General features: G+C 72.2%; 15 protein-coding genes and 1 tRNA gene. 3 read left to right on the forward strand and 13 right to left on the reverse strand.

Going from position 1 to position 26,685, the window contains the following annotated elements; genetic code table 11:
• Positions 1 to 13: 13 nt before the first annotated feature.
• Positions 14 to 1,708: a bifunctional 3'-5' exonuclease/DNA polymerase gene (locus tag ACIP4X_RS11035; RefSeq protein ID WP_358733444.1), complete on the forward strand. Its 1,695-nt coding sequence runs from the start codon at positions 14 to 16 to the stop codon at positions 1,706 to 1,708.
• A 79-nt stretch (positions 1,709 to 1,787) separates the two neighbouring features.
• Here the strand turns inward: ACIP4X_RS11035 and ACIP4X_RS11040 are convergent, their stop codons facing one another.
• Positions 1,788 to 2,681 (reverse strand): glycosyltransferase, encoded by an 894-nt coding sequence (locus tag ACIP4X_RS11040; protein ID WP_358733446.1) that lies wholly within the window; start codon positions 2,679 to 2,681, stop codon positions 1,788 to 1,790.
• 295 nt (positions 2,682 to 2,976) lie between these two features.
• Here ACIP4X_RS11040 and ACIP4X_RS11045 point away from each other — a divergent pair, with 295 nt between their 5' ends.
• The gene (locus tag ACIP4X_RS11045; RefSeq protein WP_391458782.1) at positions 2,977 to 4,623 is read left to right on the forward strand and encodes an adenosine deaminase; all 1,647 of its coding nucleotides are present in this window, start codon (positions 2,977 to 2,979) and stop codon (positions 4,621 to 4,623) included.
• Between the two features lie 157 nt (positions 4,624 to 4,780).
• Here the strand turns inward: ACIP4X_RS11045 and ACIP4X_RS11050 are convergent, their stop codons facing one another.
• From ACIP4X_RS11050 to bldG, 12 genes are all read right to left on the reverse strand, one after another.
• Positions 4,781 to 7,129, reverse strand: a complete 2,349-nt coding sequence (locus tag ACIP4X_RS11050) for a SpoIIE family protein phosphatase (protein ID WP_391458780.1) — start codon at positions 7,127 to 7,129, stop codon at positions 4,781 to 4,783.
• 275 nt (positions 7,130 to 7,404) lie between these two features.
• Positions 7,405 to 7,481: transfer RNA gene (locus ACIP4X_RS11055), tRNA-Thr, on the reverse strand.
• 116 nt (positions 7,482 to 7,597) lie between these two features.
• Positions 7,598 to 9,217 carry an alpha/beta hydrolase gene (locus tag ACIP4X_RS11060; protein ID WP_358733451.1) on the reverse strand — a complete coding sequence of 540 codons (1,620 nt, stop codon included), beginning with the start codon at positions 9,215 to 9,217 and terminating at the stop codon, positions 7,598 to 7,600.
• A 93-nt stretch (positions 9,218 to 9,310) separates the two neighbouring features.
• Positions 9,311 to 10,516 carry a DNA polymerase III subunit delta' gene (locus ACIP4X_RS11065; protein ID WP_358733453.1) on the reverse strand — a complete coding sequence of 402 codons (1,206 nt, stop codon included), beginning with the start codon at positions 10,514 to 10,516 and terminating at the stop codon, positions 9,311 to 9,313.
• Between the two features lie 205 nt (positions 10,517 to 10,721).
• Complete coding sequence (gene tmk, locus ACIP4X_RS11070; RefSeq protein WP_391458777.1) at positions 10,722 to 14,084, reverse strand: dTMP kinase; 3,363 nt, start codon at positions 14,082 to 14,084, stop codon at positions 10,722 to 10,724.
• A 165-nt stretch (positions 14,085 to 14,249) separates the two neighbouring features.
• Positions 14,250 to 17,108: a type I DNA topoisomerase gene (gene topA, locus ACIP4X_RS11075; protein WP_358733456.1), complete on the reverse strand. Its 2,859-nt coding sequence runs from the start codon at positions 17,106 to 17,108 to the stop codon at positions 14,250 to 14,252.
• A 248-nt stretch (positions 17,109 to 17,356) separates the two neighbouring features.
• The gene (locus ACIP4X_RS11080; protein WP_391458775.1) at positions 17,357 to 17,554 is read right to left on the reverse strand and encodes a hypothetical protein; all 198 of its coding nucleotides are present in this window, start codon (positions 17,552 to 17,554) and stop codon (positions 17,357 to 17,359) included.
• A 323-nt stretch (positions 17,555 to 17,877) separates the two neighbouring features.
• Positions 17,878 to 19,431: a methyltransferase gene (locus tag ACIP4X_RS11085; RefSeq protein WP_391458773.1), complete on the reverse strand. Its 1,554-nt coding sequence runs from the start codon at positions 19,429 to 19,431 to the stop codon at positions 17,878 to 17,880.
• A 137-nt stretch (positions 19,432 to 19,568) separates the two neighbouring features.
• Positions 19,569 to 20,186: a small secreted protein gene (locus ACIP4X_RS11090; RefSeq protein WP_358733462.1), complete on the reverse strand. Its 618-nt coding sequence runs from the start codon at positions 20,184 to 20,186 to the stop codon at positions 19,569 to 19,571.
• Between the two features lie 191 nt (positions 20,187 to 20,377).
• Positions 20,378 to 22,780, reverse strand: coding sequence for a sodium-translocating pyrophosphatase (locus ACIP4X_RS11095; RefSeq protein ID WP_358733463.1), 2,403 nt, complete (start codon positions 22,778 to 22,780; stop codon positions 20,378 to 20,380).
• Between the two features lie 313 nt (positions 22,781 to 23,093).
• Complete coding sequence (locus ACIP4X_RS11100) at positions 23,094 to 23,528, reverse strand: ATP-binding protein (RefSeq protein WP_358733465.1); 435 nt, start codon at positions 23,526 to 23,528, stop codon at positions 23,094 to 23,096.
• Positions 23,529 to 23,634: 106 nt separating this feature from the next.
• Positions 23,635 to 23,976 (reverse strand): anti-sigma factor antagonist BldG, encoded by a 342-nt coding sequence (gene bldG / locus ACIP4X_RS11105; protein ID WP_009189842.1) that lies wholly within the window; start codon positions 23,974 to 23,976, stop codon positions 23,635 to 23,637.
• Positions 23,977 to 24,058: 82 nt separating this feature from the next.
• Here bldG and ACIP4X_RS11110 point away from each other — a divergent pair, with 82 nt between their 5' ends.
• Positions 24,059 to 26,593, forward strand: a complete 2,535-nt coding sequence (locus ACIP4X_RS11110; RefSeq protein WP_401347848.1) for a DEAD/DEAH box helicase — start codon at positions 24,059 to 24,061, stop codon at positions 26,591 to 26,593.
• The last annotated feature ends 92 nt before the right edge of the window (positions 26,594 to 26,685 follow it).

Here is a 26,685-nt window from a genome sequence, read left to right on the forward strand (position 1 = left end):
GACACTCGCCGACATGACCGACCGGTGGGCTCTGGCGCCGGCCGAGGACGGCGGCGCCGAGGTCGCCCCCCTCGGCCGGGACGGCCTGCCCGCCGGCCCGGCGCAGCGGGCCGCGGACCTCGCGGAGGCGGTCCGCGGCAGGCCGGACGTCACACGCTGGGTGTGGCGGTCCACCGCCGAGGTCTATCCCCGCCTGCTCGCCGCGGGCGTACGGGTGGAGCGGTGCTACGACATCGAGGACGCCGAGACGCTCCTCCTCGGCCACGAGGGGCGCCACGGCGAGCCCCGCTCGGCCGCCGCCGCGCTGGCCCGGCTGCGCGGCGGCCCCGTACCGCCGGACCCGCCGCACCGGTCCGCCGAACCGGGCGCGCAGTCCCCGCTCTTCGAGCCGCAGAGCGTGCGCCTGCCGCTGACGGACCTGATCACGGTCTACGCCGAGCAGCAGCGGCGGCATGAACGAGCCGAGCACCCCGACCGCATGCGCCTGCTGACCGCAGCCGAGTCGGCGGGCACGCTGGTGGCGGCCGAGATGAACCGCGCGGGCCTGCCCTGGCGCGCGGACGTGCACCGCGAGGTGCTGCACGAACTGCTCGGCGAGCGGTACGCGGGCGGCGGCGAGCCCCGCCGCCTGGCCGAACTCGCGGACGAGGTGTCCGCGGCCTTCGGCCACCGGGTGCGGCCGGATCTGCCCGCCGATGTGATCAAGGCCTTCGCCCGGGCCGGGATCACGGTGAAGTCCACCCGCCGCTGGGAGCTCCGGTCCGTCGACCACCCGGCCGTCGAACCCCTGCTGGAGTACAAGAGGCTGTACCGGATCTGGGTCGCCCACGGCTGGTCCTGGCTCAAGGACTGGGTCCACGACGGGCGGTTCAGGCCCGAGTTCCTCGCCGGCGGCACGGTCACCGGTCGCTGGGTGACCAACGGCGGGGGCGCGCTCCAGATCCCGAAGGTCATCCGCCGGGCCGTGGTGGCCGACCCCGGCTGGCGGCTGGTCGTGGCCGACGCCGCCCAGATGGAACCGCGGGTGCTGGCGGCCGTCTCCCGCGACCCGGGGCTGATGGAGGTGGCGGGCCGGGACGCCGACCTCTACCAGTCGGTCTCCGACCGGGCCTTCTCCGGCGACCGCGCCCAGGCGAAGCTCGCCGTGCTCGGCGCGGTCTACGGGCAGACCTCCGGCGACGGACTGAAGAACCTCGCCGCCCTCAGACGCCGCTTCCCGAAGGCGGTGGCGTACGTCGACGAGGCCGCGCGGGCCGGCGAGGAGGGGAGGCTCGTACGGACCTGGCTGGGCCGCACCTGTCCACCGGCCGCCGGGGCGAGCGAGGACGCGGGCGGTGAGGCGGGCCTCCCGCAGGACGACCCGGCCCACGCGCAGCCCGCCGACCAGGGCTGGATGCCGGGGTACGCCTCCACCAACTCGCGCGCCCGCGGCCGCTTCGCCCGCAACTTCGTCGTGCAGGGCAGCGCCGCCGACTGGGCCCTGCTGCTGCTCGCCGCACTGCGCCGCACCTGCCGCGACCTGGCGGCCGAGCTGGTCTTCTTCCAGCACGACGAGGTGATCGTGCACTGCCCGCGGGAGGAGGCGGACGCGGTCGTCGAGGCGATCCGGCAGGCCGCGGAACTGGCGGGACGGCTGACGTTCGGCGAGACCCCGGTGCGGTTCCCGTTCACCACGGCGGTGGTGGAGTGCTACGCCGACGCGAAGTGACGGGCCCGCCCCGGCGGTTGCGTTCTCGTGGGTCGGACAGGCCGGACGGAAGCAGACGTCGAACGGGGGGCGGACGGGGTCACACGACCGGCGGCCGGCCGAGCCGGGTCAGCCGCCACACGGTCCGCCAGCGCATGGGCCGCCGCTCCCCCGCCGGCTCGCGCAGCCCCTCCACGAACCCGCCGCACCAGGCCCGCAGTCCGGCGAGCGACCGGGTCCGCGCCAGGGTCAGGAGCGTCCACACGCCGAGGTGGACCGGGATCAGCGGGAGCGGCAGCCGCCGCCTGACCAGCCAGACCCGGTTGCGGGCGGTGACCCGGTAGTAGACGGCGTGCCGCGCGGGCGAGGTCTTCGGATGCCGCAGGAGCAGCTCGGGCGCGTAGAGGATCTTCCAGCCGGCGTCGGCGGCACGCCAGGCCAGGTCGGTCTCCTCGTGCGCGAAGAAGAACTCCGCGGGCCAGTCCCCGGTCTCCTCCAGCATCGTCATCCGCAGGGCGTGCCCGCCGCCGAGGAACCCGGTGACGTACCCGCCCCGCATCGGGTCCGAGCCGCCGATCCGCGGCACGTGCCGCTGCTGGGTCTCGCCGTTCTCGTCGGCGATGCGGAAGCCGACGATGCCGAGGCGCGGGTCGGCGGCGTACAGGTCCCGTACCCGGCGCAGCACGTCGGCGTCGACCAGGAGCCCGTCGTCGTCCAGCTCCACGACCACGTCGACGTCCCCGAACTCCCGCAGCCGGGCCAGGCCGGCGTTGCGCCCGCCCGGACAGCCGAGGTTCTCGTCGAGTTCGACCGCCGTGACCTCGCCGGGCAGGGACAGCCGGCGGGCGAACTCGGGCAGCCGGCACCCGTTGCCGACGATCACGATGCGGGCGGGCGCGAGATCCTGCTTGGCCACGGACTCCAGCAGGGCGTCGACCTCGGCAGGCCGGTTGCCCATGGTCACCACCGCGACAGCGATCCTCGGCTCCACCACGGCCCTCATCCCATCCGACGACGACGGCGCCCGCGAGGCGCCCCTCGTTCACCAGGATGTCGCCTCGGCGGCGCCGGTTGCTCTGACGCCACCTCACTTTGCGCCCTCTTACCCCCGCCTCACCTCAACCCGCCCGGAACCGGTACGAAAACCACGCCGCATGACTTGTGTTCATCAGCCGTCCGGGTGTTGTCCGCCAAAATCCGCGCCGTCACCCGGTCGGGTACTGTCCGGCAAAAGATGTCCGGGAGAACCGCTTCGGCCGCGTTTGTTCCCCGATCATGCCGGAGTGAGCATGCAACGCCGAAGTTCCGCACGCCGCCGCCTCGTTCCGGCCGCCGTGGGCTCCCTTCTCGCCCTGTCCCTCCTGTCCGCCGTGTCCGCCGGCGCCCAGCCCGCCGTCGGAGCGCAACAGGCCGCCGATGCGCGACCCGGCGCCGGACTCCCGTCGCGTGCGGTGCCGCAGTCCCGGCCGGTGACGGTCGCGGAGGCCCGTACGGACGCCTACCTGAGATCGCTGCGCTCCCGGCCCGTGTCACTTCGCGGCTTCTTCGTGAGCCTGCCCAAGGGCGGGGACCTGCACAACCACCTCTCCGGCGCGGTGTCCACGGAGTATCTGATCGAGCTGGCCGCCGAGGACGGGCTGTGCGTCGAGACCGCGACGCTGACCGCCGTCGCGCCGCCGTGCGGGCCCGGTACCCGCCCCGCGGCGGACACCCGGAGGGACCGCGCCTTCCACGACGCGCTGGTCCGCGCCTGGTCCATGCAGGACTTCCCGCCCGGCGGCAACGGCCATGACCACTTCTTCGACACCTTCGGGAAGTTCGGCGAGGTGACCTGGCGGCACCGGGGCAAACTGCTCGCCCAGGTCGCCGACCACGTCGCGGGCCAGAACCAGTTCTATCTGGAGACCATGGTCAGCCCAGCCTCCGACGGCGCGAAGCAACTGGCCGCCGAGGTCGGCTGGGACGCCGATCTCGCCTCCCTGCACCGCAAGTTGGTGGCAGGCGGCAAGCTCGACAGGCTGGTCGCCGCGGCCCGCAAGGAGGCCGACGACGGCGACGCCGAGTTCCGCGCGACCGAGCACTGCGGCACCCGCCGTGCCCGGCCCGGCTGCCGGCTCACCATCCGCTGGATCTCCCAGGCCTCCCGGGGCAGCGCCCCGGAGCGGGTCTTCACCCAACTCGCCCTGGGCATGCGGCTGGCCGAGCGCGACCCGCGCTTCGTCGCGGTCAACCTCGTCCAGCCGGAGGACGGGAACGTCGCCCTGCGCGACTACAGCCTCCAGATGCGCATGGTCCACTATCTGCGCGGCGCGTACCCGAGGGCCCATGTCACGCTGCACGCGGGTGAGTTGTGGACCGGGCTGGTCAAGCCGCAGGACCTGGAGTTCCACATCAAGGAGGCCGTCGACGTCGCCCGCACTCAGCGCGTCGGGCACGGCGTCGACCTCGTCCACGAGGACGGCTGGCAGCGCACGGCCCGCACCATGGCCGCCCGCCAGGTCGCGGTCGAAGTGCCCTTCTCCAGCAACGCCCAGATTCTCGGCGTGAAGGGCGCCGAACACCCCTTCACCACGTACCGCCGCTACGGCGTCCCCATCGTGCTGGCCACCGACGACCCCGGCGTGTCCCGGATCGACATCAGCCACGAGTACCAGTACGCCGCCGCGACCTACGGCCTGTCCTACCCCGAGCTCAAGGACCTCGCGCGCGCCTCGCTCCAGTACGCCTTCCTGCCCGGTGCGAGCCTGTGGCAGGGCAATCCCACCACCGGGGGCTACCGGGTCGTGCCCGCCTGCCGCGGTGAACGCCCCGGCCTGCCCGTACGGTCCGCGGCGTGTCAGCGTCTGCTGTACGGCAGCCCCAGGGCGGAACTCGAGTGGCACCAGGAGGCGGCCTTCGCCGCCTTCGAACGCACACACGCCCGCACCACACGCTGAACCCCACCCTCCGCGCACCCTCCCCCGGGTGCGCGGAGGAACAGATCCAGGGAGGCCGCCACCGTTGTCCGCGCGTGCGCGCACGCCACGGCCGGGCGGTGAGACTACGGCCCGCCGATCACGTACGGATCACCGGCGCGGACCGCTGTTCGCCGCGCTACTGCTCCGCGTCGGGCGGCAGCAGCCCGTCCACGGACAGCCCTTCCAGACCGTCCAGCCCTTCGAGACCGTCCAGCCTCGCCAGTCCTGCCACGGACAGACCCTGAACCGGTTCGCCCTCCGCCGGCAGGGCCAGCTCGCACCAGATGGTCTTGCCGTCGCGGGCGTGGCGGGTGCCCCAGCGCTGGGTGAGCTGGGCGACCAGCATCAGGCCGCGTCCGCCCTCGTCGAAGATGCGGGCCTGGTGCAGATGCGGGGCGGTACTGCTGGCGTCGGAGACCTCGCAGATGATCGTCCGGTCGTGGATGAGCCGCATCTGTATGGGGGGCTGGCCGTAGCGGATGGCGTTGGTGACCAACTCGCTCACCACCAGCTCGGTCACGAAGCCCATCTCCTCCAGGCCCCAGGCGGCCAGCAGGCGGGCGGTGCGGGCGCGGATCCGGGCGACTTCGGCCGGTTCCGCGGCGATGTCCCAGGTGGCGACGCGCGTCTCGTCCAGGCTGTGCGGCCGGACCAGCAGCAGCGCGGCGTCGTCGGCCGGGGGCTCGGGCAGCAGCGTCTTGACCACGTGGTCGCACAGCGCTTCCAGCGAGTCGCACGGTTCGGTCAGTGCCTGGCGCAGTTCCTCCAGCCCCGCCTCCAGGTCGCGCTGCCGGGACTCGATCAGGCCGTCGGTGTAGAAGGCGAGCAGACTGCCCTCCGGCACCTCGACCTCCACCGCCTCGAACGGCACGCCGCCGACACCGAGCGGCGGCCCGGGCGGCAGGTCGAGGAAGTCGGCGCTGCCGTCCGGGGCCACGACGATCGGCGCCGGATGGCCGGCCCGGGCCAGCGCGCAGCGCCCGGTCACCGGGTCGTACACCGCGTACAGGCAGGTGGTCCCGACATCGGCGGAGCCTCCGTGCGCCGGGTCGGCACCGTCGTCGCCGGATTCCGCGGACTGCCGGTTCACCAGGTCGTCCAGGCGGGTGAGCAGCTCCTCGGGGGTCGGATCGACATCGGCCAGGGTGCGCACGGCCGTACGCAGCCTGCCCATGGCCGCGGCAGCGTGGATGCCGTGTCCGACCACGTCCCCGACCACCAGCGCGACCCGGGCGCTGGAGAGCCCGATCACGTCGAACCAGTCGCCGCCGACGCCGGCGCGGGCCGCTGCGGGCAGATAGCGGGAGGCGGCCGACACCGCCGACTGCTCGGGCAGCTGCTGCGGCAGCAGACTGCTCTGCAGGGTGCGCGCGATCTCGTACTGGTTCTCCAGCGCCGCGGCCTTCTCTATGCTCGCCGAGGCCAGCTGGGCGAGCTGGACGAGGACCGCCTCGTCGTCGGCCGTGAAGTCACCGCCGTCCGTCTTGTCCGAGAGCTGGATCAGCCCCAGGTTGCGGCCGTCGGTGGCGATCAGCGGGACGGCCAGCCAGCCGCGCATCGGCGGATGGACCGGGGCGTAGGAGCCGAAGCCCCGCCAGGCGGGATGCGCTTCCAGCTCGTCCTGGGTCATCCGCATCGGCCTGTTGTCCTTGCAGACCAGGACGTAGATCCCCTCTCCGGCCGGGGGCTCGTCGAAGAAGCGGTACTCGCCGTACTTGTCCGACAGGGAGACCGCGTTGATCGCCTGGGCCCAGCGGAGGTTCGTGGTCATGCTGGTGACCGACTGGTGCGTGCCAACCAGCGCCCTGGCCTCCTCGGTGGCCGTCTGGAGGGCGAAGTCCAGCGAGGGCGCGGCGTTGATGCGCAGACTGGCCCGAGCCAGGTCCTGCAACTGCTGTGATCGTCTGTGCTCGACGACGGCGGCGGCCGCGGCCCGCGCGTAGAGCCGGCCGTGCTCGGCCGCGTCCAGCCGCAACCGGATCTCGCTCATCACCGAGGCGCCCAGTTGCTCCAGGGCATGCTGCTGATCCGGGTCCCACAGCCGCGGCCTGGTGTCGATCACGTACAGCACGCCGACCGGCAGTTCCTCCAGGAGCAGCGGTACGCCCAGGTAGGCGCGCATGCCGGTGGCGGCGATCGCGCGGTCGGCACGGTGCGCGGAGTCGTGGCGGACGTCGTCGATGGCCAGCGGCCGGCCCGAGACCACCACCTCGGAACAGAAACACCAGTCGACCCGTTCCTGCTCCCCGTGCCACGGTACGGCCCTGCCGTTGTCGCCCCGGAAGTACTGCTGGTCCGCCCCGGCCAGGCTGATCAGCGCCATACGGGTGTCCAGCAGCCGCTCGGCCAGGTCCACGGACCGGGCGAAGGTGTCCGCGGCCAGCGCGTCGACGGCGCGGACGGCGTCCACCGCGGCCAGCCGTGCGGGCTCGCGCAGCACGGCGGCAGGGTTCGGCGGGTCGCCCGCCTTACCGAGCTCGGCCATGGCCCCTCCGCGCGTGCCGTGTGAGTACGTACCCCGCTTGGATCCGGCGTTCCAGGCCTTGGCCCTGAACCCCTGGGCCGCCCGAAGATGCCGCCGGACGTTCCAATCAGGGAGTCACCCTTGCCTGATTCCAAAAGTACGCCTGCCACCCGCGGCGGCGAACTCGACCGGCTCCGCGGCCGCGTGCTGGGGCCCGCGCGGCTCCGCGGAAGTCCTGGTAGTGCTATCGGTGAACGAAAAAGCCCAGCTCAGAGAGATGTGAGCTGGGCTTTCGATGGAGCCGCTTTCGGGATTCGAACCCGAGACCTACGCATTACGAGTGCGTTGCTCTGGCCATCTGAGCTAAAGCGGCGTGCTGCCGGCACCATGGTGCGATCAGCAACGTCCGTAAGTCTACACAGTTCCCGGGGTGCTTCGTACACGCCCCGGGGCGCCCCTGGGACGGGGGCGCCGGGGGCGGGGCGGTGGTTACGGGCAGCGCTTGCCGTTCGCCGGAGGGGTTCCCTCGAGGAGATAGGTGTTGATCTCGGAGTCGATGCAGCCGCTGCCGCGGCGGTAGGCGGTGTGGCCGTCGCCGTCGAAGGTCAGCAGGCGGGCCGAGGCGAGCTGGCGGGACAGGCCCTGGGCCCAGCGGTAGGGGGTCGCCGGGTCGCGGGTGGTGCCGACCACCACGATGGGTGCGGCTCCCTTGGCCTCGATGCGGTGGGGCAGACCGGTGGGCTTCACCGGCCAGTACGCGCAGTTCAGCGTGTTCCAGGCGAGGCCGCGGCCGAAGACCGGGGATGCCTTCTCGAAGGCGGGGAGGGCTTCCTCCACCTGCTCGGGGTCCGTGAAGGGGGCCGGCAGGTCCAGGCAGTTCACGGCCGCGTTGGCGTACATCAGGTTGGTGTAGTGGCCGCCGGAGTCGCGCTCGTAGTAGCTGTCGGCGAGGGCCAGCAGCGCGGCGCCGTCGTTCCGCTTCATCGCCGACGTCAGCGCCGCGCGCAGTTGCGGCCAGGCCGCCTGGTCGTACATCGCCGCGATCACCCCGATGGTGCCGAGGGATTCGCCGAGGCTGCGGCCGCCGGCGTCACCGGCGGGGATCGGGTGGGCGTCGAGCTTGCGGAAGAAGGCGGCGAGCTGGTCGCCGACCTGCTGAGGTGTCGCGCCGTGGTCGCCGAGCGGGCAGTCGTTCTGCCGTACGCAGTCCTTCGCGAACGACTGGAAGGCCCCGTCGAAGCCCACCGCCTGGTCCAGGTTCATCCGGCGCGCCGACAGCGAGGGGTCCATGGCCCCGTCCAGGACCAGGCGGCCGACCCGTTGCGGGAACAGCCCGGCGTACGTCGCCCCGAGGAAGGTCCCGTACGAGGCGCCGACGTAGTTCAGCCTTCCGTCGCCCAGCACCGCGCGCAGGATGTCCATGTCGCGTGCCGCCTCCACGGTGGAGACGTGCCGCAGCAGCCGGGCGGCGTGCGTGCCGCAGCCCTCCGCGAACTTGCGGTACGAGGCGACGAGCGCGTCGATCTCCTTGCGGTCGTCGGGCGTGAAGTCGGTCTGCGTGTACGCGTCCATGTCCCGGTCGTCGAGGCACTGCACGGCGTCGCTGCGGGAGACCCCGCGCGGGTCCATCGCGACCAGGTCGTAGCGGGCGCGGACCTCCTCCGGGTAGCCGGCACCGGCGAAGTGCTGGAGATACGCGATGGCCGAGCCGCCCGGCCCGCCCGGGTTCACCAGGAGCGAGCCGAGCCGCTTGCCCGGGCCGGACGCCTTCTTGCGGGCCACGGCCAGCCGGACGTCGCCGCCGTCGGGCCGGTCGTAGTCGAGCGGCGCCTTGACCGTCGCGCACTCGAAGCCGGCCACCCCGCAGTCGCGCCAGGCCGGCTTCTGCCCGTAGTACGGCGCCAGGGCGGCCGGCGTGGACTGCGGCAGCGCGGCCAGCTCCGCGACCGCCGCGGGCTCGGTCCGGCGCTGCGTGGTGCCTGGGGAGCAGGCCGAGACCAGCAGGGCGGCGGCCGCCAGGAGGGTGCCGCCCGCGCGTGCCGCGCGGAGGGGGGTTCGGGGCCGAGGGCCTCTGCTGCTGTTCGGACTGAGGGCGCGCCTGATGTGCATCCAGCGAGCGTAACTCTCCGCGATCACAGGAGTGCGTTACGTGCGGAGCGTTGCTCGTACGAGTGACGCCGGTGTCAGGGCGACCGGGCCCCGTCAGCCCGCTCTCAGGGCCATCGTCATCGCCTCCACCGCCAGCAGCGGGGCCACGTTGCGGTCGAGGGCGTCGCGGCAGGCCGCGATGGCCTCTATGCGGCGCAGGGTGGACTCGGGCGAGCCGCCGCGGGCGAGGCGCTCCAGGGTGTCCTCGACGTCCACGTTGGCGATGGCGATGCGGGAGCCGAGCTGGAGGGCCAGGACGTCCCGGTAGAGGCCGGTGAGGTCGGTCAGGGCGAGGTCGAGGCTGTCGCGCTGGGTGCGGGTGCGGCGGCGCTTCTGCTTGTCCTCCAGGTCCTTCATCACGCCTGCCGTGCCCCGGGGCAGCCGGCCGCCCTGGGACGCGCCGAGCGCCGCCTTCAGCTCCTCGGCCTCCTTGACGTCCATCTCCTCCGCGAGCGCCTTGGCGTCGTCCGCCGCCGCGTCGACCAGTTCCTGGGCCGCCCTGAGGCAGCCGCCTATCTCGTCCACGCGCAGCGGGAGCTTCAGGACGGTGGCCCGGCGTTCGCGTGCGGCGGGGTCGGTGGCCAGGCGGCGGGCCCGGTCGATGTGGCCCTGGGTGGCGCGGGCCGCGGCGGCCGCGACGGCGGGTTCGACGCCCTCACGGCGTACGAGCATGTCGGCCACGGCGTCCACCGACGGGGTGCGCAGGTTCACGTGCCGGCAGCGGGAGCGGATCGTGGGCAGGACGTCCTCGACCGAGGGGGCGCACAGCAGCCAGACCGTACGCGGGGCGGGCTCCTCGACGGCCTTCAGCACGGCGTTGGCGGACTTCTCGTTCAGCCGCTCGGCGTCCTCGACGAGGATCACCTGCCAGCGGCCGGTCGCCGGGGCGGTGAACGACTTGCGCACGGTGTCCCGCATGTCGTCGGCGAGGATCTGCGTGCCCACGGCGGCGACCGTGTTGACGTCGGCGTGGGTGCCGATCAGCGCCGTGTGGCAGCCGTCGCAGAAGCCGCAGCCCGGGACCCCGCCGAGGGCGCGGTCGGGGCTCACGCACTGGAGGGCGGCGGCGAAGGCCCGCGCCGTCTGCGTGGTCCCCGCGCCGGGCGGTCCGGTGAACAGCCACGCGTGCGTCATCTTCGACGCCTCCGGCGGCGGCGCGCCCGTGGTGGCCGCGGTGACCAGGGCGTCGGCGTCCCGGGCGGCGGCGGTCAGCTGTTCACCGACGCGCTCCTGCCCGACGAGGTCGTCCCACACGCTCATGGGTCACGCCGCCTCTCGTCATGTCGTCATGTCCGTCATGGTTCGTGATCCGGGAACCATTGTGCGGGGCGCCACTGACAACGCGGCGGGCGGCTCCGACGAGCCCCACGCCGACGGCCGTCTCCGTGACGCGGGCCGGGCCCCGCCGGCATGGGTGAAGTCTCCATGGGCGGAGCCTCGGCGCCATGCCGGCACGGGGTTCGGCTCAGCGCCGCCGGCCCCTGCCCCGGCCGCCCTCGCCGTCGTCGGGCGCCTCGCCGTCCTCGCGCGGGCCCAGCAGTTCGTCCGCCAGGGTCGGCAGGTCGTCGAGGGGCGTCTCCTCGGCCCAGTCCGGCCGCGGCCGCCGCCGGGCGACCGCCTCGGCGTCGACCTGGGGCAGCTCCCTCGTACGGTCGTCGCCGTCGTCGTGCCGAACGGCCCGGAACCGCTCGCCCCGCCCGTCCCGCTCGTCCCGGAAGAAACCGGGCGGTACCCGGTCCGCGGGATCCTCCCCGCGCACCGGGGGCAGGACCGCCGTCTCGTCCGCGGCCCCCGGCGTGAAGGCCGGCAGTACGGCGGTCTCGTCCACGGCTCCCGGCGGGACGGGCGGCAGTACGGCCGTCTCGTCGGCGGCGCCCGGCGCCACCACGGGCTTCGGCAGCTTCGCGGTCACCTCGGACTCCGACTCGCCCGCCGTCCGCCGACGCCCCGGTTCCGCCGACGCGCGGGACGTCCCACGGGAGTCCTCGCCCGAGCCGCGGCCCCTGTCCTGGTCCGAGCCCCGGCCCGTGCCCCGGTCCGAGCGCCCGCCCGAAGGCTCGCCGCCCGTCCGCTCGTCCCGCACCGGCGGCAGCACCGCGGTCTCGTCCACGGGCCCGCCCGAAGCGTTCGTCGGCGTCACCACCGGCGTCGGCACGGTCAGCGCCTCCGGCGGCACCGCCGCGGCCGAGGGTTCCGTGGAGCGGCGGGGACCCGTCTGTGCGGTGGCCGCCGCCTCCTCCGCCGCCCGTCGGGCCTCCTCGGCCCGGCGCAGGGCCTCCTCCGCCTTGCGCTGCTTCTCCAGCCGCCGTGCCTCGGCCTCGGCGCGCAGCCGCTGCTCCTCCTCGGCCTGCCGACGCCGCTGCTCCTCCTCGACCTTGCGGCGCTCCTCGGCCTCCGCCCGTGCCCGCTCCTCGGCGAGCAGCCGGGCCTGTTCCTCCTCGGCCTTGCGGCGGGCCTCCTCGGCGCGCCGGCGGGCCTCCTCGGCCTGCCGCTCCGCCTCGAGCCGCTGCGCCTCCTCCAGCTCGCGCCGCTTGCGCTCCTCCTCCTCGGCGCGCAGCCGGGCCAGCTGCTCCTGGCGTTCGCGCTCCTGGCGCTCCTCCTCGGCCTTGCGCCGGGCCTCCTCCTCCGCCCTGAGGCGCGCCTCCTCCTCGGCCTTCCTGCGCGCTTCCTCCTGCGCCTTCTGCTCGGCCTCGGACAGCGGCAGCATCTGGTCGAGCCGGTGCCGGACGACCGTGGTCACCGCCTCCGGCTCCTGCCCGGCGTCCACCACGAGGTAGCGGCCGGGGTCGGCGGCGGCCAGCGCCAGGAAACCGGACCGCACGCGCGCGTGGAACTCGGCCGGCTCCGACTCCAGGCGGTCGGGCGCCTCCGTGAACCGCTCGCGGGCGGTCTCCGGCGAGACGTCCAGCAGGACCGTCAGATGCGGCACAAGGCCGTTCGTCGCCCAGCGGGAGATCCGCGCGATCTCCGTCGGGGACAGGTCGCGGCCCGCGCCCTGGTAGGCGACGGAGGAGTCGATGTACCGGTCGGTGATCACCACGGCGCCCCGCTTCAGCGCGGGCCGTACGACCGTGTCGACGTGCTCCGCGCGGTCGGCGGCGTACAGCAGGGCCTCCGCGCGGTGGGACAGTCCCTGGGATGACACGTCCAGCAGGATCGAGCGCAGCCGCTTGCCCACGGGAGTGGCACCCGGCTCGCGGGTGAGGACGACCTCGTGGCCCTTGGACCTGATCCAGTCGGCGAGCGCCTCGGCCTGCGTGGACTTTCCGGCGCCGTCGCCGCCCTCCAGGGCGATGAAGAACCCGGACTGCGCGGGAGCCGTCACCGGGTCATCGCCGCCCCGCAGGGCGTCGACGAGGTCCTGCCGCAGCGGTACGCCGGAGCGGTCGTCGACCTTGGCGAGGACCAGCGCGGCCACCGGCAGCAGCAGCGCGCCGACCAGCATCAGCGTGAACGCGGCGCCGCCGTGCGCGAACACGAACCGGCCGTCCTGGAGCCGGTGCGGGCCGATCCCGGCCGCGACCACGGGAGCGAGTACGGCACCGAGCGCCACGAACACGCACACCACCGCGTGCAGGTGCTCGGTCATGCGGGGCTTGCGGTAGTCCTCGGCTTCCTGGTCGAGCAGTGTGTGCCCGGTGTTGGCGGCGGCGCCCGCGCTCACGCCGGCCAGCGCGAGGATCAGCAGGACCGTGGTGACGTCGGGGACCAGTCCGGCGGCGAGCAGGGCGACGCCGGTGAGGGCGATCGTCAGGGCCAGCAGCCGCCGCCGCGACAGGGAGACCAGCGCCCTCGGCGCCGTGCGGATGCCGACCGCGACCCCGCCGGTCAGGGCGAGCACCGCCAGCCCGTACAGCACCGGACCGCCGTGCAGGTCCGTGGCGTGCAGCACGCAGACGGCGACGGCGGCGGCGATCGCCGCGGCGACGGACGCGCAGGCGAGCACGAGCAGCGGCACGGCACCCGTGCGGCCCTTGTCGACACCGGAGCCCGTCTTCGGGCGGCGCAGTCCCTCCAGCGGCGAGCGCGGGCGCGGGGTGCGGGTGCCGGGCAGTTCCAGGTAGGTCAGCACGGACAGGGACGCGGCGAACAGGCCGGCCGCGACGTACGCGCCCAGGGCCGCCTGGTGCTGGTCGAACCAGGCGACCGCGGTGCCCAGGAGGTTGTTGACCAGGGAGGCGACGACCAGGGCGGCGGCCGCCAGCGGGACCGCCAGGAAGGTGGTCCGCAGCGACAGGCGGCGCAGGGCGTCCATGTGGTCCGGCAGCGGGCGCACCGTGGCGCCCTCCGGGGGCGGGGCGGGCAGCAGCGCGGGGGCCGCGCCCTCCCGGCACACGCTCCAGACGCGCTCGGCGGCCCCGGTCACGAAGACGGTGACCAGCAGGAGGAGCAGGGCGTTGTCCGGCGTCCAGTCGATCCACAGCGGGGCGACGATCAGCAGGGCGGCACGCAGCCCGTCGGCGCCGACCATGGTCCAGCGCCGGTCGAGCGGCCCCTCCTGGGAGGTGAGCGAGGTGAGCGGTCCGAGGAGGACCGCGCCGAAGAACAGCGTCGCCAGGACGCGTACCCCGAAGACCGTCGCCACTGCGAAGGCCACGCCCCGATAGCCACCGCCGAAGGGGCCGGTGACGGCCGCCGTCTGGAGGGCGAGGACGACCAGGACCAGGAGCGCGAGGGTGTCCCCGACACCTCCGGCCAGTTGGGCGCTCCACAACCGCCGCAACTGCGGCCGGTGCAGCAGGGCGCGGACGGCGCGCTCGCGGGAATCGGTCAGGAGAGCGTCGTCGGGTGCGGAGGTGTGGGCCGTTGGCTGCTCGGCTCGCGTCATGCGTTCAGCCTATCGGGACGCACCGACAGCATGGAGTGACCGACCGGACGTACGCACGCCCCGACACCAAAGTGATGCCGAGGCGTGCCTTTTGCAAAGGAGCCCTGAGGGATCCGCGAGGCGACCGGCCCTCCGGAGAGGAGCCGTGACGGATCCGCCGCGCGATCAGTCGTCCGCCGCCTTGGCGGCCGTCGCCTTCGCGGCCGTCGCCTTCGCGGTGGTCTTCTTGGCCGCCGTCTTCTTGGCGGTGGTCGTCTTCTTCGCCGCGGTCTTCTTCGCGGCCGTGGACGCCGTCTTCTTCGCCGTCGTCTTCTTGGCGGCGGCCTTCTTCGCGGTCTTCTTGGCCGGGGCCTTCGCGCGCTTCTCGGCGAGGAGCTCGAAACCGCGCTCCGGGGTGATCTCCTCGACACTGTCGCCGGAGCGCAGGGTCGCGTTGGTCTCGCCGTCGGTGACGTACGGGCCGAAGCGGCCGTCCTTCACCACGACCGGCTTGCCGCTGACCGGGTCCGCGCCGAGCTCCTTCAGCGGCGGCTTGGCGGCCGCCCGGCCCCGCTGCTTGGGCTGGGCGTAGATCGCCAGCGCCTCTTCCAGCGTGATCGTGAAGAGCTGGTCCTCGGACTGCAGGGAACGCGAGTCCGTCCCCTTCTTCAGGTACGGACCGTAGCGGCCGTTCTGCGCGGTGATCTCCTGGCCCTCCGCGTCGGCGCCGACGACACGCGGCAGCGACATGAGCTTCAGGGCGTCGTCCAGGGTGACCGTGTCCAGGGCCATCGACTTGAACAGCGAGGCCGTCCGCGCCTTGACCGCGTTCTTGCCGGTCTTCGGGGTGCCCTCGGGGAGCACCTCGGTGACGTACGGGCCGTAGCGGCCGTCCTTGGCGACGATCGTGCGGCCGGTGGCCGGGTCGGTGCCCAGCTCGAAGTCACCGCTCGGCCTGGCGAGCAGTTCCTCGGCGAACTCGACGGACAGCTCGTCGGGGGCCAGGTCGTCCGGGATGTCGGCGCGCTGGTGGGTGTCGGTCTCCTTCTCACCGCGCTCGATGTACGGGCCGTAGCGGCCGACCCGCAGCACGATGTCGTTGCCTACCGGGAAGGACGACACCTCGCGCGCGTCGATGGCGCCCAGGTCGGTCACCAGCTCCTTGAGGCCGCCGAGGTGGTCCCCGTCGCCGTTGCCGGCCTCGGCGGCGCCGCCGGGACCGCCCGCGGCGAGAGCGCCTTCGGGCGCCGTCTCGCCGAAGTAGAAGCGCTTCAGCCACGGCACGGCCTTCGCCTCACCGCGCGCGATGCGGTCGAGGTCGTCCTCCATCCGGGCGGTGAAGTCGTAGTCGACGAGCCGCCCGAAGTGCTTCTCCAGGAGGTTGACCACGGCGAAGGACAGGAAGGACGGCACCAGGGCCGTGCCCTTCTTGAAGACGTAGCCGCGGTCGAGGATCGTGCCGATGATCGACGCGTACGTCGACGGGCGGCCGATCTCCCGCTCCTCCAGCTCCTTGACCAGGCTGGCCTCGGTGTAGCGGGCCGGGGGCTTGGTGGCGTGGCCGTCGACCGTGATCTCCTCGGCCGTGAGCGCGTCGCCCTCGCCGACCTGGGGCAGCCGGCGCTCGCGGTCGTCGAGCTCGGCGTTGGGGTCGTCGGCACCCTCGACGTACGCCTTGAGGAAGCCGTGGAAGGTGATCGTCTTGCCGGACGCGCTGAACTCGACGTCCCGGCCGTCGGCGGCGGTGCCGCCGATCCTCACGGTCACGCTGTTGCCGGTCGCGTCCTTCATCTGGGAGGCGACCGTCCGCTTCCAGATCAGCTCGTAGAGCTTGAACTGGTCGCCGGTCAGGGACGTCTCGGCGGGCGTGCGGAAACGATCACCCGAAGGACGGATCGCCTCGTGCGCCTCCTGCGCGTTCTTGACCTTGCCGGCGTACGTACGGGGCTGCGGCGGCAGGTAGTCGGCGCCGTAGAGGTGGGTGACCTGGGCGCGCGCGGCGGTGATCGCCGTGTCGCTCAGGGTCGTGGAGTCCGTACGCATGTACGTGATGAAGCCGTTCTCGTACAGCTTCTGCGCGATCTGCATGGTCGCCTTCGCCCCGAAGCCGAGCTTGCGGCTGGCCTCCTGCTGGAGCGTCGTCGTACGGAACGGCGCATACGGCGAGCGGCGGTACGGCTTGGACTCGACCGAGCGGACGGAGAAGCGGGTGTCCTCCAGGGCAGCGGCGAGCGCGCGGGCGTTCGCCTCGTCCAGGTGGAGGATGCTCTCGCTCTTGAGCCGGCCCAGGGAGTCGAAGTCGCGGCCCTGCGCGACGCGCCTGCCGTCGACGCTCTGCAGCCGTGCGACCAGCGACGACGGGTCGCTCGGGTCGCCCGCGCGGCCGGTCGCGAAGGTGCCGGTCAGGTCCCAGTACGCGGCGGAGCGGAACGCCATGCGCTCGCGCTCCCGCTCGACCACGAGCCGCGTCGCCACGGACTGGACCCGGCCCGCCGACAGCCGCGGCATGACCTTCTTCCACAGCACGGGCGAGACCTCGTAGCCGTAGAGGCGGTCGAGGATGCGTCGGGTCTCCTGGGCGTCGACCAGCCGCTGGTTGAGCTGGCGCGGGTTGGCGACCGCCTCCCGGATGGCGTCCTTGGTGATCTCGTGGAAGACCATCCGCTTGACCGGGATCTTCGGCTTGAGCACCTCCTGGAGGTGCCAGGCGATGGCCTCGCCCTCGCGGTCCTCATCGGTGGCGAGGAAGAGCTCGTCGGATTCCTTCAGCAGATCCTTGAGCTTCTTGACCTGGGCCTTCTTGTCCGCGTTGACGACATAGATCGGCTGGAAGTCGTGTTCCACGTCCACACCGAGGCGGCGGACCTCGCCCGTGTACTTCTCCGGGACCTCCGCGGCGCCGTTGGGAAGGTCGCGGATGTGCCCGACGCTCGCCTCGACGATGTAGCCGGGGCCGAGGTAGCCCTTGATCGTCTTCGCCTTGGCAGGCGACTCGACGATGACGAGTCGGCGGCCGCCCTGTGCGGTCTCGCTGGTCGGGGACAACTTCGCTCTTCTCTCCGGTCGACGCTGGGGCCTCCCCAGGCCTTGATTTCCCGGGGGTCGGGTCGTGGTGACGCTGCGGAGTGTGACGGTACATCCCGCCCCCGTGTCAAACGGGAAAAGCCCGCAACGGCCACTCGAACGGTAACCCGACTACCCCCCTTCCTGCCGCCCGGAGTGCTCACCAGGCCGTTCGGGCTGATGCGGAGGGTGATTTCTCAGTTACGGAGACCGGACCGGCGCCACGGCTCTCACAGCCGGCCGAAGCACCACACGCCGAGGGTCAGGGCGGTCACGGCGGCCAGCGTCGCGACGGCCGCCGACGCGGTCCGCGGCAGGCCGGCGGCGATGGGTTCCCGGCGCCGGACCCGGACCGCCGTCCACCCCAACAAGGCCGCTCCGAACAGGGAGAACACCGTTCCCGTGAAGATCGCCGGACCGCTCTCCATGTGCGTACCCTCCCGCCCCCGGACGCCCCGGTACGGGAGGCTGACAGCCGCGGGCGACGACGACACGAACCCGCGGTGAACACGAGTCGTCCCGCTTCCCGGGGCAGTGCCCCCAGCCCTTGCGCACGTGACGGGAATCAAGCTCTCCGCTTTTTTTCCGCCTTTTCCCGCCCGACCCCCAGCAAAGATCGAAAAGCGGGGCCGAGACCGATCGAAACGGACTCACAGGCCACGGAAACGACGAGAACTCGCCGTCGCCCCCGCAGCCTCACCGGTCACTCGAACCGGCATCGAGCCGATCACCGATCCGGCCGTCGAACCGGTCACTGAGCCGGTTCTGCCCCCGGTTTCTGCGCCGGTTCGATGAAACCCTGCTCCACCAACAGGCGGATCTGGGCCGGTGTGCGGTCGCGCAGGAGAAGCGGACTCTCGCCCATCAGCTGGGCGATGGCGTCCAGGATGCGGCCGGCGCTGAGCGTGCCGTCGCAGACACCGGCGAAGCCGGCGCCCACCGTGTCCACCGCGGTGGCCCGGCGCATCCCCCGGTTCTGGCGCAGCACGACATGCTCGGGGTCCTCGGCGCCGGGCAGTCCGACCTGCTCCTGGACCACCTCGCGCACGAGCCGGAAATGACCGTCGAGCAGGGCGGCGTCGTCGTGTTCCCGCAGGTAGTCGACGCGGGCGAAGTGCGCCCTGACCGTGTCGCCGAGCGGCTGCTCCACCGGGTGCGGCCACTCCTCCACGGTGATCGAGGGCGTCGCGGAGCTCGTCCTGCGCAGCGTGATCCAGCCGAAGCCCACGGCCCTGACCTTGCGCGCCTCGAACTCGTCCAGCCAGGCGTCGTACCGCTGCTGGTACTCCGCCACGTCGCCGCGGTGGTCGCCCGCGTCCCGCAGCCACAGCTCGGCGTACTGCGTGACGTCCTGCACCTCGCGCTGCACGATCCACGCGTCGCACCCGCGGGGCACCCAGGACCTGAGCCTGTCCTGCCAGTCCTCCCCCTCGACGTGCTGCCAGTTGGCGAGGAACTGCGCGAATCCGCCCTCGTTCAGCCGGTCGCCCGCCTCCTGAACGAGCGTGCGGCACAGATCGTCCCCGGCCATCCCACCGTCGCGGTACGTCAGCCGGGCGCCCGGGGAGATCACGAAGGGCGGGTTCGACACGATCAGGTCGAACCGCTCGTCGTCGTGGACCGGCTCGAACAGCGAGCCCTGGCGCAGATCGGCGGCCCGCGCGCCGGACAGCGCCAGCGTCAGGGCGGTGATGTGCAGCGCGCGCGGATTGACGTCGGTCGCGGTCACGCGCGTGGCGTGCCGGCCGGCGTGCAGCGCCTGGATGCCGGAGCCGGTGCCGAGGTCGAGCGCGGAGCCCACCGGTGTGCGGACCGTGATGCCGGCCAGGGTCGTGGAGGCGCCGCCGACACCGAGGACGACCCCCTCGTCCCGGCTGCCGATCCCTCCCGCGCCGCCGACCGCACAGCCCAGGTCGGACACGATGAACCAGTCCTCGCCGTCGAGTCCGCCGTAGGGCCGGACGTCCACGGCCGCGGCGACCTCGTCCGCGCCGACGCGCACCAGCCAGCCGGTCTCCAGGCACGCCTCGGCGGGCAGGACGTCCGCCACGCGCGCGTACGGCACCGGCTGCTGGAGCAGGAACAGCCGGACCAGCAGCTCCAGCGGCGTGTCGCCGCGTGTGGCCCGGAGCGCGGGAACGGTCTCGCTGCGCGCCAGCGCGGCGTACGCGGGCGCGCCGAGCAGTTCGAGCAGTCCGTCGGCGGTGAAGGAGGCGCCCAGCAGGGCGTCCCTGAGCCGGGCGGCGACGTCAGGTCGGTCGGAGGCGGGCAGTGCGGGCAGGCTGGTGTCACTCACGCCCCCCATTGTGTCGGCTCACTCCGACAGCGCACGCGCGCGTGCGGGTCCGCGCCGTGTCTCCGACCGACAGCGTCTCCGACGGACAGCACACGCGCGCGTGGCTCAGCGGGCGTGTCCCAGCGCGCGTCGTGCGTCCGCGTACCTCAGCCGCTCGTCGCCGGGGACGAGGCCGAGGAGGACGGGGTGGCGGAGGCGGACTTGCAGCTCGGCTGCTGGGCCATCGCCCTGCCGACGTCGCCCTCCTCGAGGTTCTTCAGCGCGTCGTTCCCGGTCCGGCTCAGCTTGTCCAGCCGGGTGGCGATGTCCTTGAGGCCGTCCGCGAACTTCGCCTGGTTCTTGGTGTCGAGCTTGTCCACCTGCTCCTTCAGGGAGGTGTACGAGGCCGACAGGCCGTTGAGCTCCTTGACCGCGTCCTGCTGCTTCTTCTGGCCGTTGTCGACCTCGGGTGCGCCGGCCGTGTTCACGGCCTGCCCGATGGCCTTGTAGGCGTCGGCCATGTCCTGGAAGGCCTGCGCGTCGGTCTTCTGGACCTGGGCCGGCGCGCTGTTGTCCGAGGTCTCCTTCTGGATGGCGGTGTTCGCGGCCTCGATCTTCTTCGCCTGCGGCTGCACGGCGTCGCACACCTGCTTGGCCCAGGTGTTCAGCGCCTCGTTCTTGCTGTCGGCGGCGCTGTCGGTGCAGCCCGTCAGCGCCAGTACGAGTACCGCACCGCCGGACAGTGCGGCCGCAAGCTTCTTGTTCACCGGTTTGGTCCCTTCCATGACTCCCGGCCCCGGAACATACACGCCGTGTCGGCCGCACCAGGGAGTCGGTCGCCCCTTGTGTGGTGTCTTGAGGCCATTTGAACCAAGCGAGAGAAGGCTCACGGGGAGCGTCCGCACACGCGGCGGGCGGGCGACGCGTCGTACGCGCCGCCCGCCCGCCTCCTGAGCTGGGCCCGGGATGAGACCGTCTACGAAACCACCGCGGCATCGGCTGACTTGGAGACCGTTTCGGCGTTGTCGTCCCCCACGGCGATGCCGCGCCGCTTGGAGATGTAGACCGCGCCGACGATGACGGACAGCGACAGGACCGCGACCACGATCCGCACGCCGAGACTCTTGTCGCTGCCGTAGGAGAACTTGATGACCGCGGGCGCGATGAGCAGCGACACCAGGTTCATCACCTTCAGCAGCGGGTTGATCGCGGGTCCCGCGGTGTCCTTGAAGGGGTCGCCCACCGTGTCGCCGATCACCGTGGCCTCGTGGGCCTCGCTGCCCTTGCCGCCGTGGTGGCCGTCCTCGACGAGCTTCTTGGCGTTGTCCCAGGCGCCGCCGGAGTTGGCGAGGAACACCGCCATCAGTGTGCCCGCGCCGATCGCGCCCGCGAGGTAGGCGCCCAGCGCACCGACACCGAGCGTGAACCCGATGAAGATGGGCGCCATGACGGCGAGCAGCCCGGGTGTGGCGAGCTCACGCAGGGCGTCCTTGGTGCAGATGTCGACGACCTTGCCGTACTCCGGCTTCTCGCTGAAATCCATGATCCCGGGCTTCTCGCGGAACTGCCGGCGCACCTCGAACACCACCGAACCCGCCGAGCGTGACACCGCGTTGATCGCCAGCCCCGAGAAGAGGAAGACGACCGCCGCGCCGGCGATGAGGCCGACCAGGTTGTTGGGCTGCGAGATGTCCATGATCAGGGTCATCGGCGTGCCCGGGCCGGTCAGTTTCTCCCCGACGTCACGCGCGCCCGTGGTGATGGCGTCCCGGTACGACCCGAAGAGCGCCGAGGCCGCGAGGACGGCGGTGGCGATGGCGATGCCCTTGGTGATGGCCTTGGTGGTGTTGCCCACCGCGTCCAGGTTGGTGAGCACCTGGGCGCCCGCGCCCTCGACGTCGCCGGACATCTCGGCGATGCCCTGAGCGTTGTCGGAGACCGGGCCGAAGGTGTCCATGGCGACGATCACACCGACCGTGGTGAGCAGTCCGGTACCGGCCAGCGCCACCGCGAACAGCGCCAGCATGATCGACGTACCGCCGAGCAGGAAGGCCCCGTAAACGCTGAGGCCGATCAGCAGGGCGGTGTAGACCGCCGACTCCAGGCCGACGGAGACACCGGCGAGGACGACGGTGGCCGGGCCGGTGAGCGAGGTCTTGCCGATGTCTCTGACCGGCCGCCGGGTGGTCTCGGTGAAGTAGCCGGTCAACTGCTGGATCACCGCGGCCAGCAGGATGCCGATCCCGACCGCGACCAGGGCGAGGATCCGCGGATCGCCGTCCTTGCCCCTGATCGCCGCGTCGGTGACGCCGGTGAGACCGGAGTACGACGACGGCAGGTAGAGGAAGACGGCGACCGCGACCAGGGCGAGTGAGATCACCGCGGAGATGAAGAAGCCGCGGTTGATCGCGCTCATGCCGCTGCGGTCGGCGCGGCGCGGCGCCACCGCGAAGATCCCGATCATCGCGGTGAGCACGCCGATGGCCGGTACCAGCAGCGGGAAGGCGAGTCCGTCGTTGCCGAAGGCCGCCTTGCCCAGGATGAGCGCGGCGACCAGCGTGACGGCGTACGACTCGAAGAGGTCGGCCGCCATGCCGGCGCAGTCGCCGACGTTGTCGCCCACGTTGTCGGCGATGGTCGCGGCATTGCGGGGATCGTCCTCCGGAATGCCCTGCTCGACCTTGCCGACCAGGTCGGCGCCGACGTCGGCGGCCTTGGTGAAGATGCCGCCGCCCACCCGCATGAACATCGCGATCAGCGCGGCACCGAGGCCGAAGCCCTCCAGTACCTTCGGCGCGTCGGCCGCGTACACCAGCACCACACAGGAGGCGCCGAGCAGGCCGAGCCCCACCGTGAACATGCCGACGACACCGCCGGTGCGAAAAGCGATCTTCATGGCTTTGTGCGAGACGGCGGTGAGATCCTTTTCCGGTTCACCCGCCGAAGGGGTGGCTTCCCGGGCCGCCGCGGCGACACGTACATTGCTGCGCACGGCGAGCCACATGCCGATATAGCCGGTCGCCGCCGAGAAGGCGGCTCCGATCAGGAAGAACACCGATCGTCCGGCGCGCTGATTCCAGTCGTCCGCAGGCAGCAGCAGGAGCAGGAAGAAAACGATCACGGCGAATACGCCGAGCGTGCGCAGCTGGCGGCCCAGATAGGCGTTCGCGCCTTCCTGGACCGCTTCCGCGATCTTCTTCATGTTGCTGGTGCCCTCGCCCGCTGCCAGCACCTGGCGGACCAGGATGCCCGCGACCACGAGCGCGGCCAGCGCGACGGCCGCGATGACCGCCACGATGATCCGATTGTCGTTGGTCAACACTGCAGCTGCGAAGGTTGTGGGGTGACCCGACTGCTGAGGGGTAGAAAGCCCCGCCATTCGTCCTCCTTGACGCTTGGGCTGAGCTCAAGATGTGGACGGATTGTAGGTAGCGGAACCTGATCAAAACAGAGCGCGGCAAACCGAATTGCCCTTCACCTGCTCTTCAGCAAATGATCGACGTCACGCCACGGAACCCGAAAGAGGTAATGGTTCAAAACCATTGACCCGCGATCAATGCTTGATCAAATGATCTGCCGACAGGTCGTGAATTCATTCACGAATTCAAATGTACCTGGTGGAAGCGGCCACGCAACAAGAAGGGCCCTGCGAAGCAGGGCCCTTCTTGTTGCGCCGAACGGGTGAGGCAGGGTCAGGGAAGCGTTGCGACCGGCGGCGGCGTGGTCGGCCAGGTCATCTTGATCAGCCCGCCGTGCTCCCCTGCGGAGACCTCCACGTCGTCGACGAGACCGCTGATGACCGCGAGGCCCATCTCGTCCTCCTCGGCTTCGGTCTCGTCCACCGCGCCCGGGGCATCCCCGGCGTGGAACGGCGCGTGCCGGGCCTCGTCGCCGACCTCGATGGAGAACTGCTTCTCCTCCTCGGTCAGCATCACCTTCACCGGTGCCGAGATCCCGCTGTTGCGATGCAGCCCCACAGCCCGTGAGCAGGCCTCGCCGACGGCGAGTCTGACCTCGTCGAGGACGGCCTCGTCCACTCCGGCCCTGCGCGCCACCGCTGCCGCCACCAGACGGGCGGTCCTGACGTGCTCGGGCAGCGCGCTGAAGCGGAGTTCGACGGTGGCCATGCATCCCCCTCGGAGCTACGGGCGTGCTGTCCGGAGGGCCGGGCCGCCGAAATGCCCGGCCTCCGCTTGGAGTCTTCCGCCCCGGTCACCGGCCCGGGGCCGGCGGTCAGTCGGTGGCTGCCACCGCTTCGTCCACCGAGGTGTGGATCGGGAACACCTTGGTGAGACCGGTGATACGGAAGATCTTGAGAATGCGCTCCTGGTTGCACACCAGGCGCAGCGAGCCCTCATGGGCACGCACTCGCTTCAGGCCACCGACCAGTACGCCGAGCCCGGTGGAGTCGAGGAAGTCCACGCCCTCCATGTCGACGACGAGGTGGAAATTCCCGTCGTTCACCAGCTCGACCAGCTGCTCGCGCAGCTTGGGCGCGGTATATACGTCGATTTCGCCACCGACCTCGACGACCGTACGATCGCCGACGGTACGGGTCGACAGGGACAGGTCCACGGATCCTCCAGCACCTTGCTATCGAGCGGTCGCCCCTCAGGACACCTCGGCTTGAAGCCCCCGGGACGGTTCGCCAGCCGCGATGGCATTCAATCACTTACCGGCAGGCGTGCACGACGCCTTGGTCCCATTGTCCTGCACGCCGGTGACAGACTCGGTGCCGATGGCCAAGAATCACCGATCCGATCGATCCCCGGTCGCCCCCGTCACCCGCCTGGCGCCGGGCGCGGTCCTCGACCGGCTCGCCGCGGGGCAGAGCCGGGCTGCGCGCATCACTCATACGGAGCACTTGCCCCCGCGCGCGGGGCGCCATGCCGTCTGGCCCGACCGGATTCGGCCGGAGGTGATCGCGGCGGTCCAGGCGTGCGGAATCGAGCACCCGTGGGCGCACCAGGCGCGCGCCGCGGAACACGCCCTGGACGGCGACTCCGTCGTCGTCGCCACCGGCACCGCGTCCGGCAAGTCGCTGGCCTACCTCGTCCCGGTGCTCTCGACCCTGCTGGACGGCTCCGAGGCGGCCAACGGCCGCGGCGCCACAGCCCTGTACCTGGCCCCCACCAAGGCTCTCGCGGCCGACCAGTGCCGCGCGGTGAAGGAACTCGCCCGGCCGCTGGGCAAGGCCGTACGCCCCGCGGTGTACGACGGCGACACACCGCCCGAGGAACGCGAGTGGATCCGCCAGTACGCCAACCACGTCCTGACCAACCCCGACATGCTGCACCGCGGGATCCTGCCCTCGCACCCGCGCTGGTCCTCCTTCCTGCGGGCCCTGAAGTACGTCGTCATCGACGAGTGCCACACCTACCGCGGTGTCTTCGGCTCCCATGTCGCCCAGGTCCTGCGCCGACTTCGCCGGCTGTGCGCGCGCTACGGCGCCTCTCCGGTCTTCCTGCTGGCCTCGGCGACCGCCGCGGAGCCCGCGGTGGCCGCCCGCCGCCTCACCGGCGTGCCCGTGGTGGAGGTGGCCGACGACGCCTCGCCCCGCGGTGAACTGGTGTTCGCCCTCTGGGAGCCCCCGCTGACCGAGCTGCGGGGCGAACGGGGCGCGCCCGTCCGGCGTACCGCCACCGCCGAGACGGCGGACCTGCTGACCGACCTCACTCTCCAGGGCGTGCGCTCGGTCGCCTTCGTACGGTCCCGGCGCGGCGCCGAGCTGATCTCGGTGATCGCCCAGGAACGGCTGGCCGAGATCGACCGGCCGCTCTCCCGGCGTGTCGCGGCCTATCGGGGCGGCTACCTGCCCGAGGAGCGCCGCGCCCTGGAACGCGCCCTGCACTCCGGCGAACTCCTGGGCCTGGCCGCCACGACCGCCCTGGAACTGGGCGTGGACGTGTCCGGCCTGGACGCCGTGCTGATCGCCGGTTACCCGGGCACCCGCGCCTCCCTGTGGCAGCAGGCGGGCCGCGCGGGGCGCTCGGGTCAGGGCGCCCTCGCGGTGCTGGTCGCCCGCGACGACCCGCTGGACACCTTCCTCGTCCACCACCCGGAGGCCCTGTTCGACCAGCCGGTCGAATCCACGGTCCTCGACCCCGACAACCCCTACGTCCTCGCCCCGCACCTGTGCGCGGCCGCCGCCGAGCTGCCGCTCACCGACGAGGACACCGAACTGTTCGGTCCGGCCTGCGCCGAGCTGCTGCCGCAGCTGGAGGCCGCGAAGCTGCTGCGCCGCCGGACGAAGGCCTGGCACTGGACCCGCCGGGAGCGGGCCGCGGATCTCACCGACATCCGCGGCGAGGGCGGACGGCCGGTGCAGATCGTCGAGTCCGGCACCGGCCGGCTGCTCGGCACGGTCGACGCGGGCGCCGCGCACACCACGGTCCACGAGGGCGCGGTCCATCTGCACCAGGGCCGCACGTACCTGGTGCGCTCCCTCGACCTGGACGACTCGGTCGCCCTGGTCGAGGAGGCCGCCCCGCCCTACACGACGGTCGCCCGCGACACGACGGCGATCTCCGTCCTGGAGACGGACACCGAGGTGCCCTGGGGCGACGGCCGCCTGTGCTACGGCTCCGTCGAGGTCACCAACCAGGTGGTCTCCTTCCTGCGCAGACGTGTCATCACCGGCGAAGTGCTCGGCGAGTCGAAACTCGACCTCCCTCCTCGTACGCTGCGCACCCGCGCGGTGTGGTGGACGGTCACCGAGGACCAGCTCGACGAGGCCCGCGTCAACCCGGAGATCCTCGGTGGCGCCCTGCACGCGGCGGAGCACGCGTCGATCGGCATGCTGCCCCTGTTCGCCACCTGCGACCGCTGGGACATCGGCGGCGTGTCCGTCCCGCTGCACCCCGACACCCTGCTGCCCACGGTCTTCGTCTACGACGGCCATCCGGGCGGCGCGGGCTTCGCCGAACGCGCCTTCCACACCGCGCGCGCCTGGCTCTCCGCCACCCGCGAGGCCATCGCCTCCTGCGAGTGCGACTCCGGCTGCCCGTCCTGCATCCAGTCCCCCAAGTGCGGCAACGGCAACGACCCGCTGCACAAGAGGGGGGCGGTACGTCTGCTGACGGTCCTGCTGAAGGCGGCTCCGGAGGAAGAGGCGGCGGAGGCGGAGGTGGAGGCGGAGGCTGAGATCGGGGCGGAGATCGGGACTGAGACGGAGGCTCAGGCGGATGCCTAGCGAAGGTGGGGTTTAGCCCAGGCGGGTGAAAGGTGGCGGCGCGATGGATCTGGCGAAAGTCGTGGGCCCCGGTATGGAGCCCGCAAGGGTCG

This window comes from Streptomyces sp. NPDC088817 (genome assembly GCF_044750345.1).
Taxonomy (GTDB): Bacteria; Actinomycetota; Actinomycetes; order Streptomycetales; family Streptomycetaceae; genus Streptomyces.